The sequence below is a fragment of the Burkholderia sp. GbtcB21 genome (assembly GCF_019091065.1).
GTDB classification, from domain to species: Bacteria; Pseudomonadota; Gammaproteobacteria; order Burkholderiales; family Burkholderiaceae; genus Burkholderia; species Burkholderia pyrrocinia_C.
The window spans coordinates 33,215-50,613 of sequence record NZ_JAGXKA010000018.1 but is presented as its reverse complement, the minus strand read 5'-3'; the positions used below and the strand labels follow the sequence as shown (position 1 = coordinate 50,613).

Annotated in this window: 16 protein-coding genes; 9 read left to right on the top strand and 7 right to left on the bottom strand. The window is 65.5% G+C overall.

What is annotated here, in order from left to right:
* Nucleotides 1-160: 160 nt before the first annotated feature.
* From KVT39_RS30840 to KVT39_RS30825, 4 genes are read right to left on the bottom strand one after another with little or no spacing between them, the layout of a single operon-like run.
* Nucleotides 161-667 (bottom strand): RDD family protein, encoded by a 507-nt coding sequence (locus KVT39_RS30840; protein ID WP_034184870.1) that lies wholly within the window; start codon nt 665-667, stop codon nt 161-163.
* A gap of 6 nt (nt 668-673) precedes the next feature.
* A complete protein-coding gene (locus tag KVT39_RS30835; protein ID WP_034184871.1) occupies nt 674-1,432 on the bottom strand; it encodes a DUF3106 domain-containing protein in 759 nt (252 codons plus the stop codon).
* A 26-nt stretch (nt 1,433-1,458) separates the two neighbouring features.
* Nucleotides 1,459-1,884 (bottom strand): DUF3619 family protein, encoded by a 426-nt coding sequence (locus tag KVT39_RS30830; RefSeq protein ID WP_034184872.1) that lies wholly within the window; start codon nt 1,882-1,884, stop codon nt 1,459-1,461.
* The gene (locus KVT39_RS30825; protein ID WP_034184873.1) at nt 1,881-2,444 is read right to left on the bottom strand and encodes an RNA polymerase sigma factor; all 564 of its coding nucleotides are present in this window, start codon (nt 2,442-2,444) and stop codon (nt 1,881-1,883) included. The genes KVT39_RS30830 and KVT39_RS30825 overlap by 4 nt, the downstream gene beginning before the upstream one ends.
* Before the next feature lie 355 nt (nt 2,445-2,799).
* Between KVT39_RS30825 and KVT39_RS30820 the strand changes: the two genes are divergently transcribed.
* The 6 genes from KVT39_RS30820 to KVT39_RS30795 all read left to right on the top strand — a co-directional run bounded on the left by KVT39_RS30820 (nt 2,800) and on the right by KVT39_RS30795 (nt 9,807).
* Nucleotides 2,800-4,563 carry an acetolactate synthase 3 catalytic subunit gene (locus tag KVT39_RS30820; RefSeq protein ID WP_105390977.1) on the top strand — a complete coding sequence of 588 codons (1,764 nt, stop codon included), beginning with the start codon at nt 2,800-2,802 and terminating at the stop codon, nt 4,561-4,563.
* A 112-nt stretch (nt 4,564-4,675) separates the two neighbouring features.
* On the top strand, nt 4,676-5,167 hold the full coding sequence (gene ilvN, locus KVT39_RS30815; RefSeq protein ID WP_006750445.1) for an acetolactate synthase small subunit: 492 nt from the start codon (nt 4,676-4,678) through the stop codon (nt 5,165-5,167).
* A 105-nt stretch (nt 5,168-5,272) separates the two neighbouring features.
* A complete protein-coding gene (ilvC, locus tag KVT39_RS30810; RefSeq protein ID WP_034184875.1) occupies nt 5,273-6,289 on the top strand; it encodes a ketol-acid reductoisomerase in 1,017 nt (338 codons plus the stop codon).
* Between the two features lie 127 nt (nt 6,290-6,416).
* A complete protein-coding gene (locus KVT39_RS30805; RefSeq protein WP_034184876.1) occupies nt 6,417-7,061 on the top strand; it encodes a phosphatidylserine decarboxylase in 645 nt (214 codons plus the stop codon).
* Nucleotides 7,062-7,076: 15 nt separating this feature from the next.
* A complete protein-coding gene (pssA, locus tag KVT39_RS30800; RefSeq protein ID WP_034184877.1) occupies nt 7,077-7,949 on the top strand; it encodes a CDP-diacylglycerol--serine O-phosphatidyltransferase in 873 nt (290 codons plus the stop codon).
* Between the two features lie 313 nt (nt 7,950-8,262).
* Nucleotides 8,263-9,807, top strand: coding sequence for a 2-isopropylmalate synthase (locus KVT39_RS30795; protein ID WP_034184878.1), 1,545 nt, complete (start codon nt 8,263-8,265; stop codon nt 9,805-9,807).
* Between the two features lie 72 nt (nt 9,808-9,879).
* On the opposite strand, the gene KVT39_RS30790 is transcribed toward KVT39_RS30795, so the two are convergent.
* From KVT39_RS30790 to KVT39_RS30780, 3 genes are all read right to left on the bottom strand, one after another.
* Nucleotides 9,880-11,430 carry a SulP family inorganic anion transporter gene (locus KVT39_RS30790; RefSeq protein ID WP_131947255.1) on the bottom strand — a complete coding sequence of 517 codons (1,551 nt, stop codon included), beginning with the start codon at nt 11,428-11,430 and terminating at the stop codon, nt 9,880-9,882.
* A gap of 37 nt (nt 11,431-11,467) precedes the next feature.
* A complete protein-coding gene (locus KVT39_RS30785) occupies nt 11,468-12,109 on the bottom strand; it encodes a carbonic anhydrase (RefSeq protein WP_034184880.1) in 642 nt (213 codons plus the stop codon).
* 382 nt (nt 12,110-12,491) lie between these two features.
* Entirely contained in the window at nt 12,492-13,004 is a 513-nt protein-coding gene (locus tag KVT39_RS30780; protein WP_217590891.1) for a hypothetical protein, read from the bottom strand.
* 169 nt (nt 13,005-13,173) lie between these two features.
* On the opposite strand from KVT39_RS30780, the gene KVT39_RS30775 reads away from it, so the two are divergent.
* From KVT39_RS30775 to pnp, 3 genes are all read left to right on the top strand, one after another.
* A complete protein-coding gene (locus KVT39_RS30775; RefSeq protein WP_217590890.1) occupies nt 13,174-14,433 on the top strand; it encodes a branched-chain amino acid ABC transporter substrate-binding protein in 1,260 nt (419 codons plus the stop codon).
* Between the two features lie 118 nt (nt 14,434-14,551).
* Nucleotides 14,552-14,821 (top strand): 30S ribosomal protein S15, encoded by a 270-nt coding sequence (rpsO, locus tag KVT39_RS30770; protein ID WP_006398792.1) that lies wholly within the window; start codon nt 14,552-14,554, stop codon nt 14,819-14,821.
* Between the two features lie 291 nt (nt 14,822-15,112).
* Entirely contained in the window at nt 15,113-17,260 is a 2,148-nt protein-coding gene (pnp, locus tag KVT39_RS30765) for a polyribonucleotide nucleotidyltransferase (protein WP_217590889.1), read from the top strand.
* The last annotated feature ends 139 nt before the right edge of the window (nt 17,261-17,399 follow it).

Below are 17,399 nucleotides of genomic sequence, written 5' to 3'. Positions count from 1 at the left end.
TCACGAGACGTTCTTATTACGACCTATGCAGGGTGTTTAGCAGTGAATGAAAGGCGTTGTGTAATCTGCCGCACCGAACGGTCGACGGTTGTCCGGCATGCGCGTCAGGCGACGCGGGAAAGGCTTGGGCGAACTGATTTCGTCTGGCGAATGCGGCGCGTCAGCGCGGCATGGCGACGACGCGCGTGCGCGCGATCCGGTCGTGCGGAAACTGGCGGCCGGCATGCAGCCGGGCGGCGCCGGCCCACGCGGCGATCCACGCGGCGGTGAGCGCCAGCGTGACCGGCACCGACAGGCCGAGGAGCGGATGCAGCGCGAGCGGCGGCAGGAACCACAGCCAGCCGAGCGCATAACGCACGAGCGCATGGCCGGCGCTCAGCGGCCGGCCGCTCGACGATTCGAGCCGCAGCCGCCAGGTCTTCATCGGCAGCGTCTGGCCGCCGTGGGTCCAGAACCAGACGAAGTACGCGCCGACGACGAGCGCGATCCACGCGGCGAGCAGGTTGTGATGGACGAGGCCGTTGCGCTGCTGCGTCGCGAGGCTGAACGCAAGCCCCGCGAAGAACACGACGCCGAACAGCAGCACGCCTTCGTAGAGCAGCGCGGCGAGGCGCCGCCGCACCGACGGCGCGGTGGCCGGGGTCTCGGGTGCGCGGGCGTTCGCCACGGCCGCTCAGGAGCCCTTGAACAGCGAAGGCGCGTCGGCGGGCGACACCGGTGCCGCCGCAGCGGGCACCGACGCGGCGCCGGCCGTCGACGACGCGGGCACCGGCGGCACGGAGGCGCTGGCCGACGCGGGCGCCGGTGCGGGGGCTGCCCCGCTTGCCGGGTGCTCGTGCGAATTGACGAGGCGGCGGACGTCACGGTCGGCGACGGTCGGCGGCGCGCTGACGACGCTCGGCCGGCGGCGGCGCTCGGCGGCCGCGAGACGTTCCTTCTGCTCCTCGGGGAGTTGCTGGTAGGCCTTCCACGCGCGCTCGCGCGCCTGCGCGGAAAGCTCCTTCGCGCTCTGGTAGTTTTCGCGCGCGACGCGGCGCTGCTCGGGCGTCATCCGCGCCCATTCGGACATCCGGTCCTGCAGGCGCTTTTGATCATCAGGCGTCAACTTCGCGAAACGTGATGCGATCTTCAGCCATTTGCGCTTGCGGGCGTCGCTGAAGCCATCCCACTGGTCGGCGAACGGCGCGAGTGCCGCGTGCTGCGCCGGCGTGAGGCGCGCCCATGACAGCGGGCCGGTGGCGGCCGGCAGCGGCAGTGGCAGCGGCGGGAGGTCGGCGGTCAGCCCGGCGGCCGATGCGGGCGCGGCAGGGCTGGCGGCCGCGACGGTAGTCGTCGCGGGGGGCGGGTGGAATCGCGAATACGTGGCGACGTAGGAAACGGCGATCGCGATCACGCATCCGAAAAATACGGCCAGGCCGCGCTTCTGACTCACCCGTGCGATCCCCTCGTTATTGTCTGTTAGTGAGCGTGCGAAAGATACGCGTTGAACCCGTGATCGAGATACGCGTTGAGCGGCAGGTCGTCGCTGAGCATCGCCGCGTCGATGTCGGCGAGTTCGGCGGTGCGCTGCATGTCTTCCCAGTAGGCGATGCCGATGAGCCCCGCGAGCAGCAGCGCGAGCGGCCACGCGCGCAGCAGGCGGCGCGCGAACGACGTCTGCGGGCGGCTCGTGGGCGCCGGGCCGTAGGCGCCGGCCGCGCCGGCGAAGGCCGGCACGAACACCGGCGCGGTCGCGGGCTCGGGCTTCTTGCGCGCGAGCGCAGCCCGGCGGGCGACGGCCAGCCGATCGGTGGTCGCGGCAGGCAGTGCGGCCGCGCGCTCGTCCAGCGCGCGGCGCACCTTCAGCGCGAATTCGTGTTCTCGGTTTGCGGGAGCGGAGCTCATAGCGTGATTCCTTTGGCCTTGAGCGCTTGCGCCAGGGTGTGGGTGGCTCGTGAGCAGTGCGTCTTGACGCTGCCTTCGGAGCACCCCATTGCGGCGGCAGTCTCGGCGACATCCATATCTTCCCAATAACGCATCAGGAACGCTTCCCGTTGACGCGCCGGAAGTTTCTGGATTTCTTCGTCGATCAGGGCCAGAACCTGCTCTCTTTCGAGGCGGTGCTCGCTGCTCTCGACGCCCGCGTTATTGTCCGCGGATTCGAGCGTTTCGAGCGGGTCGAAGTCTTCGTCGTCGGTGTTGTTCAGCGACGAGAAGAGCGTGACCCAGGTGTTGCGGACCTTCTGCCGGCGGAACCAGTCGTGGATCGCGTTCTGCAGGATCCGCTGAAAAAGCAGCGGCAGCTCGGCCGCCGGCCGGTCGCCGTATTTTTCGGCCAGCTTGATCATCGCGTCCTGCACGATGTCGAGCGACGCATCGTCGTCACGCACCGCGTACGCAGCCTGCTTGAACGCGCGCCTTTCGACGCCCGCCAGAAAGTCGGCGAGTTCCTTGTCTGATGCCATTCCGTGAAGGTATGCGCTGCGGACCGCTGCGTGGTGTAAAAGGTCGAAAAATTTCGTAAAACCCGCGGATGCTAACAAATTTTCGCGCCGCTTGGCACCGGATTGGGCGCCGCGCGTTGCGCGCGAGCCGCGGCGGCGGGGTGCCGGGCGGCGCGCATGATGCGGTGCGGGATATTTTGCTTGACGACCCAATCACGACCCGCTATCGTCAACGATTCGCAACATGAAGTGATGGTCTCATTTGAGGCTGGCCCAAGAAGCCCGCCCTTCAAACTGGACGCGCCGCTTGAACCCGAGCCACAAGCCCGGCAGAGAGCACCCGATCAATTTTTTGCCGAAAATTCGAAAGGTCAAAATGAACATGCCCAGCGCGGAATTCTCCACGTCGGAACCCCTTTCCCCTCCCGATAGCGACTCCATCGGCGCCACCGTGCTCATGAAGGCACTGGCCGACGAGAACGTCGAATTCATCTGGGGCTACCCCGGCGGCTCGGTTCTCTATATCTACGACGAGCTTTACAAGCAGGACAAGATTCAGCACGTGCTGGTGCGCCACGAACAGGCGGCCGTGCACGCAGCCGATGCGTATGCGCGTTCCACCGGCAACGTCGGCGTCTGCCTCGTGACGTCGGGCCCCGGCGTCACCAACGCGGTGACCGGCATCGCGACGGCATACATGGATTCGATCCCGATGGTCGTGATCAGCGGCCAGGTGCCGACTGCCGCGATCGGCCAGGACGCATTCCAGGAGTGCGACACCGTCGGCATCACGCGTCCGTGCGTGAAGCACAACTTCCTCGTGAAGGACGTGCGCGACCTCGCGGAAACCGTCAAGAAGGCGTTCTATATCGCCCGCACGGGCCGTCCGGGCCCGGTGCTGATCGACATCCCGAAGGACATCTCGAAGACGCCGTGCCAGTACGAGCCCGTCAAGAGCGTGTCGCTGCGTTCGTACAACCCCGTCACGAAAGGCCATTCGGGCCAGATCCGCAAGGCCGTGTCACTGCTGCTGACGGCGAAGCGTCCCTACATCTACACGGGTGGCGGCATCATCCTCGCCGACGCGTCGCGCGAACTGAACCAGTTCGCGGACCTGCTCGGCTACCCGGTCACGAACACGCTGATGGGCCTCGGCGGCTATCGCGCGTCGGACAAGAAATTCCTCGGCATGCTCGGCATGCACGGCACCTACGAAGCGAACATGGCGATGCAGCACTGCGACGTGCTGATCGCGATCGGTGCCCGCTTCGACGACCGCGTGATCGGCGACCCGGCGCACTTCGCGTCGCGTCCGCGCAAGATCATCCACATCGACATCGACCCGTCGTCGATCTCGAAGCGCGTGAAGGTCGACATCCCGATCGTCGGCGACGTGAAGGAAGTGCTGAAGGAGCTGATCGAGCAACTGCAGACGGCCGAGCATGGCCCCGACACCGAGGCGCTCGCGCAATGGTGGAAGGACATCGAGGGCTGGCGCTCGAAGGACTGCCTGAAGTTCGACCGCGAAAGCGAGATCATCAAGCCGCAGTACGTGGTCGAGAAGGCGTGGGAGCTGACGGACGGCAATGCGTTCGTGTGCTCGGACGTCGGCCAGCACCAGATGTGGGCCGCGCAGTTCTACCGCTTCAACAAGCCGCGTCGCTGGATCAATTCCGGCGGCCTCGGCACGATGGGCTTCGGCCTGCCGGCGGCGATGGGCGTCAAGATGGCGCACCCGGACGACGACGTGCTGTGCATCACGGGCGAAGGCTCGATCCAGATGTGCATCCAGGAACTGTCGACCTGCCTGCAGTACGACACGCCCGTGAAGATCATTTCGCTGAACAACCGCTACCTCGGCATGGTTCGCCAGTGGCAGCAGATCGAATACAGCAAGCGCTATTCGCATTCGTACATGGATGCGCTGCCCGATTTCGTGAAGCTCGCCGAAGCGTACGGCCATGTCGGCATGCGGATCGAAAAGACCTCGGATGTGGAGCCGGCGCTGAAGGAAGCGCTGCGCCTGAAGGATCGCACCGTGTTTCTCGACTTCCAGACCGATCCGACCGAAAACGTCTGGCCGATGGTACAGGCCGGCAAGGGCATCACCGAGATGCTGCTTGGATCGGAAGATCTGTAACGGCGCGACGCGCGCTTGAGCCCGATGCGGCCGCCTTCACGAAGGGCGGTGCGGCACGCGGCGGCGCGCGGCGCGAGTGAATCGACACGGACACATTCTGGAAGAAGCGAACATGAGACACATCATTTCCGTCCTGCTGGAGAACGAACCGGGCGCGCTGTCGCGCGTGGTCGGTCTGTTTTCCGCACGCGGCTACAACATCGAAACCTTGACGGTGGCGCCGACCGAAGACCAATCGCTGTCGCGGCTCACCATCGTTTCCATTGGCTCCGACGACGTGATCGAACAGATCACGAAGCATCTGAACCGCCTGATCGAGGTGGTGAAAGTGGTGGACCTGACCGACGGTGCACACATCGAACGCGAGCTGATGCTGATCAAGGTACGTGCAGTGGGCAAGGAGCGCGAAGAAATGAAGCGGATGTCGGACATTTTCCGCGGCCGCATCATCGACGTGACCGAAAAGACCTACACGATCGAATTGACGGGCGCGAGCGACAAGCTCGACGCATTCATCCAGGGGCTGGACGCGAGCGCGATCCTCGAGACCGTGCGCACCGGCAGCTCCGGCATCGGACGCGGCGAGCGCATCCTGAAGGTTTGATGCCGAAATTGCCGAAGAGGCACGCCGGGTGCGCCGTCATGTCCCGGCTCGCAGTACTCCATCCGAACGAATTGTTGAATTTTTGAATTAGCGAAGGAACCCATCATGAACGTTTTCTACGACAAAGACGCCGACCTCTCCCTCATCAAGGGCAAGCAAGTCACGATCATCGGCTACGGCTCGCAAGGCCATGCACACGCGCTGAACCTGAAGGAAAGCGGCGTGAACGTGACGGTCGGCCTGCGCAAGGGCGGCGCGTCGTGGAGCAAGGCCGAAAACGCCGGCCTGTCGGTCAAGGAAGTCGCGGAAGCGGTGAAGGGCGCGGACGTCGTCATGATGCTGCTGCCGGACGAGCAGATCGCCGACGTGTACGCGAAGGAAGTGCACGCGAACATCAAGCAGGGCGCGGCGCTCGCGTTCGCACACGGCTTCAACGTTCACTACGGCCAGGTGATCCCGCGCGCCGACCTCGACGTGATCATGATCGCGCCGAAGGCACCGGGCCACACCGTGCGCGGCACGTACTCGCAAGGTGGCGGCGTGCCGCACCTGATCGCGGTTGCGCAGAACAAGTCGGGCGCGGCACGCGACATCGCGCTGTCGTACGCGGCAGCGAACGGCGGCGGCCGTGCGGGCATCATCGAGACGAACTTCCGTGAAGAAACCGAAACCGACCTGTTCGGCGAGCAGGCCGTGCTGTGCGGCGGTACCGTCGAACTGATCAAGGCTGGCTTCGAGACGCTGGTCGAGGCAGGCTACGCGCCGGAAATGGCGTACTTCGAGTGCCTGCACGAACTGAAGCTGATCGTCGACCTGATCTACGAAGGCGGCATCGCGAACATGAACTACTCGATCTCGAACAACGCCGAGTACGGCGAGTACGTGACGGGCCCGCGCGTCGTCACGGAAGAGACGAAGAAGGCGATGAAGCAGTGCCTGACCGACATCCAGACGGGCGAGTACGCAAAGAGCTTCATTCTCGAGAACAAGGCAGGCGCTCCGACGCTGCAGTCGCGCCGCCGCCTGACGGCCGAGCACCAGATCGAGCAGGTCGGCGCGAAGCTGCGCGCGATGATGCCGTGGATCGCGAAGAACAAGCTCGTCGACCAGTCGAAGAACTAAGCACCGCGTGCTGTTCCGGCCCTTCGAGTGGAGGGTCGGCATCAAAAAGCCGTCCGAAGGCAGCAGTGCCCCGGGCGGCTTTTGTTATGCTACGGGCTTTGCAATTCACCGAACACAGAACGAATCCATGAACTATCCTCATCCGATCATCGCGCGCGAAGGCTGGCCGTTCATCGCGATTGCTGCCGTCATCGCGCTGTTGATCCATGCCGTCGGGGGCTTCGGCTTCGCGTGGCCGTTCTGGCTGCTGCTCGCCTTCGTCGTCCAGTTCTTCCGCGATCCGCAGCGCCCGATCCCGGCGCAGCCGAACGCGGTGCTGTGCCCGGCGGACGGCCGCATCGTCGCGGTCGAGACCTCGCAGGATCCGTACGCGAACCGCGAAGCGCTGAAGATCAGCGTGTTCATGAATGTCTTCAACGTCCATTCGCAGCGTTCGCCGGTCGATGGCGCGATCACCAAGGTCGAGTACTTCCCGGGTGCGTTCCTGAACGCGGCGATCGACAAGGCATCGACCGAAAACGAGCGCAACGCGGTCGTGATCCAGACGGCGAGCGGCAAGACCGTCACCGCCGTGCAGATCGCGGGCCTCGTCGCCCGCCGGATTCTCTGCTACGTGCGTGCCGGCGAACCGCTGTCGCGCGGCCAGCGCTACGGTTTCATCCGCTTCGGTTCGCGCGTCGACGTGTACCTGCCGATCGGCAGCCGCGCGAAGGTGTCGATCGGCGAGAAGGTCTACGCGTCGTCGACGATCCTCGCCGAGCTCGAACAGTAAGCGGCGGGGCGCACGATGGCCGCATTCAAACCGCGCCGGTCGCGCAACGGCACCAGCCAGACGCCACGCCCGTTCCGCCGCAACAAGGGGATGGCGCCCGATCCGGTGCCGATCGAGAGCCGCCGCGCTTCGCGCCAGCGGTTCCTGAAGACGCGCGGCATCTACCTGCTGCCGAACGCGTTCACGACCGCCGCGCTGTTCTGCGGTTTCTTCGCGGTCGTGCAGGCGATGAACGTGCGTTTCGAGATCGCCGCGATCGCGATTTTCGTCGCGATGGTGCTTGATGGGATGGACGGGCGCGTCGCGCGCATGACGCATACGCAGAGCGCGTTCGGCGAGCAGTTCGACAGCCTGTCGGACATGGTGTCGTTCGGCGTCGCGCCCGCGCTCGTGATGTACGAGTGGGTGCTGAAGGATCTCGGCCGCTGGGGCTGGCTCGCCGCGTTCGTCTACTGCTCGGGCGCCGCGCTGCGCCTAGCCCGCTTCAATACGAACATCGGCGTCGTCGACAAACGCTTCTTCCAGGGGTTGCCGAGCCCGGCGGCCGCCGCGCTGATTGCGGGCTTCGTGTGGCTCGCGACCGACAACCGCGTGCCGATGAAGCTCGGCTGGCTGCCGTGGGTCGCGTTCGTGCTGACGATCTACGCGGGCGTGACGATGGTGTCGAACGCGCCGTTCTACAGCGGCAAGGCGCTCGACGTGCGGCACCGCGTGCCGTTCGCGGCGATCCTGCTCGTCGTCGTCGCGTTCGTGCTCGTGTCGTCCGACCCGCCGCTGATGCTGTTCTGCCTGTTCGTGCTGTACGGGTTGTCCGGCTACGTGTTCTGGGCCTACATGGCGATCCGCGGGCGCGCGAATCCGGCGCGCTCGTCGCAGCGCGATCACTGACGCGCGATCTGCCCGAAAACGGCGGCCGCGAGGCCGCCGTTTTCATTTGCCCCTTTTTCAAGCCGGACCGCCGGACTCCCGGGGTGTCGTCCGATTGCGCGCCCAACGGAATGTCGCTATAGTCTTCGGCATGACTGCATTTTCCCGCCTCTCCCTCCTTCTAGCCGGTGCGCCGCTACGCGCGCTAGCTTTGGCGCGCCTGCCGCGCTGACCGTTCTCGCCCTCCGTCAAGCCTCGTCTGTTGTTGAGCGTCGCCAGCGGTGGCGCGATCTCATTACGTTTGACTTCCGTATAAAAAGCCCTGGAGCCCCCCATGACAGACAAGCTGATCATTTTCGATACGACGTTGCGTGACGGCGAGCAATCGCCCGGCGCGTCGATGACGAAGGAAGAGAAAATCCGCATCGCGAAGAACCTCGAGCGGATGAAGGTCGACGTGATCGAGGCCGGCTTCGCGGCCAGCTCGAACGGCGATTTCGACGCGATCCACACGATCGCCGGTCTCGTGAAGGACAGCACGATCTGTTCGCTGGCGCGGGCCAACGACAAGGACATCCAGCGCGCGGCCGATGCGCTGAAGCCGGCCAACAGCTTCCGGATCCACACGTTCATCGCGACGTCGCCGCTGCACATGGAGAAGAAACTGCGGATGACGCCCGACCAGGTGTTCGAGCAGGCACGCCTCGCGGTGCGTTTCGCACGCAAGTTCACCGACAACATCGAATTCTCGCCGGAAGACGGCAGCCGCTCCGACCTGGATTTCCTGTGCCGCGTGCTGGAAGCCGTGATCGCCGAAGGCGCGACGACGATCAATATCGCCGACACGGTCGGCTACGGTGTGCCGGAGCTCTACGGCAACCTCGTGAAGACGCTGCGCGAGCGCATCCCGAACTCGGACAAGGCGATTTTCTCGGTGCACTGCCATAACGACCTCGGGATGGCCGTCGCGAACTCGCTCGCGGGCGTGAAGATCGGCGGTGCGCGTCAGGTCGAGTGCACGATCAACGGTCTCGGCGAGCGTGCGGGCAACACGTCGCTCGAAGAGATCGTGATGGCCGTGAAGACGCGCAAGGATTACTTCGGCCTCGACGTCGGCATCGACACCACGCAGATCGTGCCGACGTCGAAGCTCGTGTCGCAGATCACCGGTTTCGTCGTGCAGCCGAACAAGGCGGTGGTCGGCGCGAACGCGTTCGCGCACGCGTCGGGCATCCACCAGGACGGCGTGCTGAAGGCGCGCGACACCTACGAGATCATGCGCGCGGAAGACGTGGGCTGGTCCGCGAACAAGATCGTGCTCGGCAAGCTGTCGGGCCGCAACGCATTCAAGCAGCGCCTGCAGGAGCTCGGCGTGTCGCTCGACAGCGAAGCGGAACTGAACGCCGCGTTCATGCGCTTCAAGGATCTGGCCGACCGCAAGGCCGAGATCTTCGACGAGGACATCATTGCGATCGTGTCCGAGGAATCGGCATTCGCGCACGAGCAGGAACACTTCAAGTTCGTGTCGTTGTCGCAGCGTTCGGAAACCGGCGAGCAGCCGCAGGCGAAGATCGTGTTCGCGGTCGAAGGCAAGGAAGTGACCGGCGAGGCGCGCGGCAACGGTCCGGTCGACGCGACGTTCAACGCGATCGAAGGCGAAGTCGGCAGCGGTTCCGAACTGCTGCTGTACTCGGTGAACGCAATCACGACCGGCACTCAGGCGCAGGGCGAAGTGACCGTCCGGCTCTCGAAGAGCGGGCGGATCGTCAACGGCGTCGGCACCGATCCGGACATCGTCGCCGCGTCCGCCAAGGCGTACATCTCCGCGCTGAACAAGCTGCATTCGAAGGACGACAAGCTCAACCCGCAGCGCTCGTAAGCGCCGCGCGCTGCGCATCACCGAAACGCCCCGTGCGGCCCTGCGCCGCCGGTGCGTTTTTGCATCTGCCGCTTATTCGGCGGCCGGTGCGCGGAACAGCCAGCGGCGCGCGGCCGGGCGGGGCGCCGGGCTGCGTCGGCGGAACTCGACCGCGATCCCGCGCCGCGGCGCATCGGCGACGAACGCGTCGAGCAGTTCGAGCACGTCGTGATCGATGTAGTCGGCGCGCGTCGCGTCGATGATGACCGCCGCGCGGTCCGGAATGTGCCGCAGGTGGTGCTTGACCTGCACCTTGCCGAGAAACGACACGTCCTTGCGGAACGACAGCAGGTAGTGATCGTCGTGCTGCGCGAGCGTGACGGGGCTCTTCAGGTTCGCGACGGCGACCGCCAGCACGCTGCATGCGAGGCCGAGCGCGATGCCGAACAGCAGGTCGACCGCGAGCACACCGGCGATCGTCGCGGCGAACGGCACGAACGCGGCCGGCCCCTGCTTCATCACCGAGCGGAACAGCGCCGGTTTCGCGAGCTTGAAGCCCGTGTGGATCAGGATCGCGGCGAGGCTCGCGAGCGGGATCAGATTGATCAGGCCGGTGAGCGCAAACACGCTCGCGAGCAGCAGCATCCCGTGGACGATTGCCGACATCCGGCTTTGCGCGCCTGCATTGACGTTGACCGAACTGCGCACGATCACCGACGTGATCGGCAGGCCGCCGAACGCGCCCGCGACGAGATTGCCGACGCCCTGGGCCTTCAGTTCGCGATCGGGCTGGGTCGGCCGGCGCTTCGGGTCGATCTGCTCGACCGCTTCGAGGCTCAGCAGCGTCTCGAGGCTCGCGACGACCGCGAGCGTGATCGCGACGCGCCACACGTCAGGATTCACGAGCTGCGCGAAATTCGGGCCGAGCTCCGCGTGCTTGAGCGATGCCGCGAAAGCCGCGAACGACCCGAGCTCGGGCAGCGTCACGCGATGGGCGGCGCCCGGCGCGACCGACGGCGCGACGAAGCCCAGTACGAGCGTCGCGCCGATGCCCAGCACGACGACCGCGAGCGGTGCGGGCACCGAACGCACCAGCGCGAAGCGGCGCAGCGCGGGCGTGTCCCATGCGATCAGCAGCGCGAGCGATGCGAGCGCGATGGCCGTGGCGGCCCACGCGACCGGCAGGCCCGGCCAGTTCGCAAACGATTGCGCGCCCGAGCCGCCGATGCCGAATGCGAACGGAATCTGCTTCACGATCAGCAGCAGGCCGATTGCGGCAAGCATGCCCTTGATGACGGGCGACGGCACGTAGGCGGCGAAGCGGCCGGCGCGCAGCATGCCGAACCCGAACTGCAGTACGCCGGACAGCAGCACCGCGAGCAGGAATGCGGAGAAGCTGCCGAGTTGCGCGATCCCTTCGACGACGATCACGACGAGGCCGGCGGCCGGCCCGCTGACGGACAGCGACGAGCCGCTCAGCAGCGCGACGACGATGCCGCCGACGATGCCGGACACGAGTCCGGCGAACGGCTCGACGCCGGACGCATTGGCGATGCCGAGACAGAGCGGCAGCGCGACGAGGAAAACGACGATGCCGGCGACGACGTCGCGCGGCAGGGTGGACAGGCGCTCGTTCAGTTTCATGATTGGGGCGATTTCATTGGCGTAGGGGGCGGGGGAATCAGCCGAGCGCGGCGGCCGCAGCGGCCTGCACGGGCTCGACATTGGCAGGCGGCGTCGCGTAGCCGGAATCGAGTTCCTGCAGGCGGCCGTCGGCGAGCGAAAAGATCCAGCCGTGCACGAGCGGCGGTCGTTCCCGGCCGCGCACGATCGGCGACGCGCGCAGCAGCCGTACCTGTTCGAGCACGTTCAGCTCGGCGAGGCGGTCGGCGGCGGCCGTGTCGTCGAGCCCGTCGAGCGTGTCGCGATGGCGCCGCGCGAGCGCGCAGAGCGGTGCGATGCGGCGCGCGACGTGCGGCAGCTCGGACGGCGGCGGCAGCAACGACGCGCGCACGCCGCCGCACCCGTAGTGCCCGCACACGATCACGTGGTCGACCTGCAGCACGCGCACCGCGTACTCGAGCACGCTGGCGGAATTATCGTCGTCGGGATGGAACAGGTTCGCGATGTTGCGATGGACGAACAACTCGCCGGGTGCGCAGTGCGTGATGGTTTCGGCGGGCACGCGGCTGTCCGAGCAGCCGATCCACAGCACGCGCGGATTCTGGCCGCGCGCGAGCGCGTCGAAAAAGCCGGGCGTGTGTTCGCGCGTCTCGCGGGCCCAGGCGATGTTGGCAACCAGCATGCTCTTGGGGCGATTCATGAGGACTCCTTTATGACAAAGGCAAATAAATATCGGCCGAAATGGCGTAATAGGATTCTTTCTGGATTGAAAGGTTCGAATTTCGACTGATATTAGGGGTATGCCCTAGCATTCCGGGGGCATTGAAACAAATTGTTTCAAATTGGATTGGTGTAGTGCATTGCGTGCACCAACCCAACGCATGACATGCGTTGCGCATGCCTGTTTTCGCGCAAAGGCCCGCGTGACGGGGATTTCAGCGTGTTGCCATTGGCATGTCATCGATCGGAAAAGATTTCCGTCGGATTTCCTGGATTAATTGGATAGCGGAAAAAAGGAGTGGCCATTCGCGCAATAATTCGTGAATGGCCATTGTGAAAGTTGCGCGTAAATGCGTAATCGGTCAGAACAGGTTGCGGCGATCGGGGTCGTGCAGCGGGTCCGGCGTTTTCTGCGTGATGCGCAGGATCCCCTGCGGATCGAAGTAGAAGCTGTACATCATGTACCAGACGTTGTCCTCGAGATACCGGTACGTCCATACCTCGCGCTTCATCAGCGGGAAGTAGGACGTCTCGACGGGGCGTCCGAAATTGACGAGGACATCGGTCTTCGTCCACTTGCCGATCTCCGCACGATAGAACTCGCTCGGCTGCAGCACCTGGCGGACGTTGACGATCTTGTGAGACGCGTCGACGTCGGCCGCGATCGTGACCTCGCCCATCGGCTGGGTCGGCCACATCAGCCGCTTGCCGCCGCCGGGCAGGTCGTAGATCTCGCGCGGCGGGCCCATGCGCGCGACGATCGCCGACTCGTCCTGGCCCGCCTGGTATTGCTGCCACGGTTGTGCGCAACCGGCCAGCAGCGTGGCGGCACAGGCGAGCAGCACCGGCAGGCGCGCGGGAATGCGTATGCGCATGGGGATTCTCCAGAATACGGAAACAGGATCCGTTTTATCACGGACGGCGCGCGACGGCACATCGCATCGAAAAAATCGGTACGGATCGCCGGCGCTGTCGCGCTTGCGGTCGGCAGGGGCGCCGGCCTATGATCCGCGCTTCTCGGGCAGATCGAAGGGCAGGTAGCCGATGCAGGGGTGGAAGCGGTGCGCGCTCGCGTTGAGCGCGGGGTGGATGCTGGTGTCGTCCGCGTTTGCCGGCGGCGAGCCGGTGCGGATCGCGCTGATCGAAGGGATGTCGGGCCCGTTCGCGAACGCCGGCGCGGCGGTCGAGCGCAACCTGCGCTTCGGCGTCGAGCAGGTCAACGCGTCGGGCGGCGTGAAGCTGCGCGACGGCGCGCATCCGCTCGAGCTCGTCGTGCTCGACAGCAAGGGCAGCCCGGAGGAGGCGCTCGTGCAGTTGCGCGCGGCTGCGGACCGGCATATCGGTTTCGTCGCGCAGGGCAACAGTTCGGCCGTCGCGGCCGCGCTCGTCGCGGCGCTCGACAAGCTGAACGCACGCGACCCGGATAACCGGATGCTGTTCCTCAACTATTCGGCCGACGATCCGGCGCTGACCGGCGCGCGCTGCAGTTTCTGGCATTTCCGCTTCGACGCGCACGCGGGGATGCGGATGGCCGCGCTCGCTGACGTGATGGCGCGCGACCGCGCGCTGCGCAAGGTCTATCTGCTGAACCAGGACTACAGTTTCGGCCGCGACGTCAGCACGCTCGCGCGGCAGGCGCTGGCCGCGCGGCGCCCGGACGTGACGATCGCCGGCGACGAATTCCACCCGATCGGCCGGATCAAGGATTTCTCGCCGTATATCGCGAAAATCCGTACGAGCGGCGCGGACGCCGTCGTGACCGGCAACTGGGGCAACGACCTCACGCTGCTCGTGAAGGCGGCGCGTGAGCAGGGGCTGAATGCGAAGTTCTATACGTTCTACGGCAACAGCCTCGGCGCGCCGGCCGCGCTCGGCGATGCGGGCGTCGGGCGGGTCGTCGCCGTGGCGGACTGGCACCCGAACGCGGGCGGCGCGAAATCCGACGCGTTCTACCGCGCGTTCCGGACCCGTTTTCCGGCCGCGCAGGACGACTATCCGGTGCGGCGAATGAGCGTGATGATCGAGATGCTGGCCGCCGCGATGACCCGCGCGGGGTCGGCCGACCCCGTCGCGGTTGCGCGTGCGCTCGAGGGCTTGTCGTTCGACGACGGCTTCCACGCGTCGCGGATGCGCGCGCAGGATCACCAGTTGATCCAGCCCCTTTACGTGATGGAGATGGACAAGGCCGGCAAGCCGGGCGTGCGCTTCGACAACGAGGGTTCGGGCTACGGTTTCCGGACGGTGCTCGCGGTGCCGGCGCAGCGCACGGAAATGCCGTCTGCCTGTTCGATGACGCGCCCGTGACAGGGGCGGTAGGAACGGTGTGGAGTTGTGTTACAATGCCCGCCGGTTGTAAGTCACGGCACGGCCATTCTTCCGTGTCCGCCTGTTCAGTTAGTAAGTAGGAAACTAAGGAAATCACATGTCTGTTGCAGATATCAAGAAGTCGGAAGTCGTTGCTCAGTTCGCCCGCGGTACCAACGACACGGGGTCGCCCGAAGTCCAGGTCGCACTGCTGACCGCACGTATCGTCGAACTGACGGGTCACTTCAAGACCCACGCGAAGGATCACCACAGCCGCCGCGGCCTGCTGCGCATGGTTAGCCGCCGCCGCAAGCTGCTCGACTACCTCAAGGGCAAGGATGCCGACCGTTACCGCGCACTGATCGAGAAGCTGGGTCTGCGTAAGTAATCGAGGCGATTGCCGCCAGCAAGATGCCTGTGTCAGTCCGCTGATACAGGCATTTTGTTTTTGCGCGGTGCGTAGCGTCACACGCACCGCAGGCTGTCCTGCACGTTGGTGCCGGATTGCCGGAACGGCTGATACCGGGGTCGGGATTTGTGTCATTCCAGCGCGTCGCTGCCCGAGCGCCGCGCTGGAATGGCATAAAAAACACACCTTGCTCCGGGTGATTCGGTCGGGACGCCGCCGCGCGGGATGGCCCGTGCGGCGAATGAAATGCATGAATTCAAAGGAGCAACCATGTCCATGTTCAACAAGGTCGTGAAGGAATTCCAGTGGGGCCAGCACAAGGTGCGCCTCGAAACCGGTGAAGTCGCTCGCCAGGCAAGCGGCGCCGTGATCGTCGACGTCGAAGACACCGTCGTGCTGGCAACCGTCGTCGGCGCGAAGTCGGCGAAGCCGGGTCAGGATTTCTTCCCGCTGACCGTCGACTACCTCGAAAAGACCTACTCGGCCGGCAAGATCCCGGGCGGCTTCTTCCGCCGCGAAGGCCGTCCGTCGGAGCACGAGACGCTGACGTCGCGCCTGATCGACCGTCCGCTGCGCCCGCTGTTCCCGGAAGGCTTCTACAACGAAGTCCAGGTCGTGATCCACGTGCTGTCCGTGAACCCGGAAATCCCGGCGGACATCCCCGCGCTGATCGGCGCATCGGCTGCGCTCGCCGTGTCGGGCCTGCCGTTCAACGGCCCGGTCGGTGCCGCGCGCGTCGCGTACATCGACAACGCCTACGTGCTGAACCCGACGCGTGACCAGATCAAGGCGTCGAGCCTCGACCTCGTCGTCGCGGGTACGGAACGCGCGGTGCTGATGGTCGAATCGGAAGCCGACCAGCTGTCGGAAGACGTGATGCTGGGCGCCGTGGTGTTCGGCCACGAGCAAATGCAAGTGGCGATCGACGCGATCCACGAACTGGTGCGCGAAGGCGGCAAGCCCGAGTGGGACTGGCAGCCGGCGCCGAAGAACGAGGCGCTGATCGCACGCGTGACCGAACTGGCGCAGAACGACCTGCTCGCCGCTTACCAGCTCCGCGACAAGCAGGCTCGCTCGGCGAAGCTGAAGGAAGTCTATTCGGCGACTTCGGCGAAGCTCGAGGAAGACGCGCTGGCGGCCGGCACGGTTGCTGCCGACAAGGCCACCGTCGGCAACGTCCTGTTCGACATCGAGGCAAAGATCGTCCGTTCGCAGATCCTGAACGGCGAGCCGCGCATCGACGGCCGCGATACGCGCACCGTGCGCCCGATCGAGATCCGCACCGGCGTGCTGCCGCGCACCCACGGCTCGGCGCTGTTCACGCGCGGCGAGACGCAGGCACTGGTCGTCGCGACGCTCGGCACGAAGGGTGACGAGCAGATCATCGACGCGCTCGAAGGCGAGTATCGCGAGCGCTTCATGCTCCACTACAACATGCCTCCGTTCGCGACCGGCGAAACGGGTCGCGTCGGCTCGCCGAAGCGCCGTGAAATCGGTCACGGCCGCCTCGCGAAGCGCGCGCTGGTCAAGTGCCTGCCGAGCGCCGACGAATTCGGCTACTCGATCCGCGTCGTGTCGGAAATCACCGAGTCGAACGGTTCGTCGTCGATGGCATCGGTGTGCGGCGGCTGCCTCGCGCTGATGGACGCCGGCGTGCCGATGAAGGCGCACGTCGCGGGCATCGCGATGGGCCTGATCCTCGAAGGCAACAAGTTCGCGGTGCTGACCGACATCCTCGGCGACGAAGATCACCTCGGCGACATGGACTTCAAGGTGGCCGGCACGGAGCAAGGCGTGACGGCGCTGCAGATGGACATCAAGATCCAGGGCATCACGAAGGAAATCATGCAGGTCGCGCTCGCGCAGGCGAAGGAAGGCCGCATGCACATCCTCGGCAAGATGACGTCGGCGGTCTCGGGTGCGAGCACGCAGCTGTCCGAATTCGCGCCGCGCATGATCACGATCAAGATCAACCCGGAAAAGATCCGTGACGTGATCGGCAAGGGCGGTTCGGTGATCCGTGCGCTGACGGAAGAAACGGGCACGACCATCGACATCTCGGACGACGGCGTCGTGACGATCGCGAGCACGAACAGCGACGGCATGGCCGAAGCGAAGAAGCGCATCGAGAACATCACGGCCGAGATCGAAGTCGGCCAGGTGTACGAAGGCACGGTGCTGAAGCTGCTCGATTTCGGCGCGATCGTGAACCTGCTGCCGGGCAAGGACGGCCTGCTGCACATCTCGGAAATCGTCAACGAGCGCGTGAAGGACATCAATGACTACCTGAAGGAAGGTCAGCAGGTCAAGGTCAAGGTGATCCAGACGGACGAGAAGGGTCGCGTGCGTCTGTCGGCAAAGGCGCTGCTGAATGAAGCAGCGGCAGCGTCGCAGTCGGACGCGCCGCCGCAGCAGTAAGCGGGCAGGCGGACCAACGGCCGGCAGCGCGAAAGCGCGCCGGCCGTTTTTTCTGTAGCATCGTTGTGCGGCGCAGCAGCGCCGGCGAGGCGCCCGTGCCGCGCGCACGGGCGCCATCCGATTCCGATCCTGGAGCCAC

Coding starts and splice junctions, on each gene's coding strand:
- ilvN (WP_006750445.1), top strand. CDS start 4,676: ATGAGACACATCATTTCCGTCCTGCTGGAGAACGAACCGGGCGCGCTG.
- pssA (WP_034184877.1), top strand. CDS start 7,077: ATGGCCGCATTCAAACCGCGCCGGTCGCGCAACGGCACCAGCCAGACG.
- rpsO (WP_006398792.1), top strand. CDS start 14,552: ATGTCTGTTGCAGATATCAAGAAGTCGGAAGTCGTTGCTCAGTTCGCC.
- KVT39_RS30795 (WP_034184878.1), top strand. CDS start 8,263: ATGACAGACAAGCTGATCATTTTCGATACGACGTTGCGTGACGGCGAG.
- ilvC (WP_034184875.1), top strand. CDS start 5,273: ATGAACGTTTTCTACGACAAAGACGCCGACCTCTCCCTCATCAAGGGC.
- KVT39_RS30790 (WP_131947255.1), bottom strand. CDS start 11,430: ATGAAACTGAACGAGCGCCTGTCCACCCTGCCGCGCGACGTCGTCGCC.
- KVT39_RS30805 (WP_034184876.1), top strand. CDS start 6,417: ATGAACTATCCTCATCCGATCATCGCGCGCGAAGGCTGGCCGTTCATC.
- KVT39_RS30785 (WP_034184880.1), bottom strand. CDS start 12,109: ATGAATCGCCCCAAGAGCATGCTGGTTGCCAACATCGCCTGGGCCCGC.
- pnp (WP_217590889.1), top strand. CDS start 15,113: ATGTCCATGTTCAACAAGGTCGTGAAGGAATTCCAGTGGGGCCAGCAC.
- KVT39_RS30775 (WP_217590890.1), top strand. CDS start 13,174: ATGCAGGGGTGGAAGCGGTGCGCGCTCGCGTTGAGCGCGGGGTGGATG.
- KVT39_RS30830 (WP_034184872.1), bottom strand. CDS start 1,884: ATGAGCTCCGCTCCCGCAAACCGAGAACACGAATTCGCGCTGAAGGTG.
- KVT39_RS30825 (WP_034184873.1), bottom strand. CDS start 2,444: ATGGCATCAGACAAGGAACTCGCCGACTTTCTGGCGGGCGTCGAAAGG.
- KVT39_RS30780 (WP_217590891.1), bottom strand. CDS start 13,004: ATGCGCATACGCATTCCCGCGCGCCTGCCGGTGCTGCTCGCCTGTGCC.
- KVT39_RS30820 (WP_105390977.1), top strand. CDS start 2,800: ATGAACATGCCCAGCGCGGAATTCTCCACGTCGGAACCCCTTTCCCCT.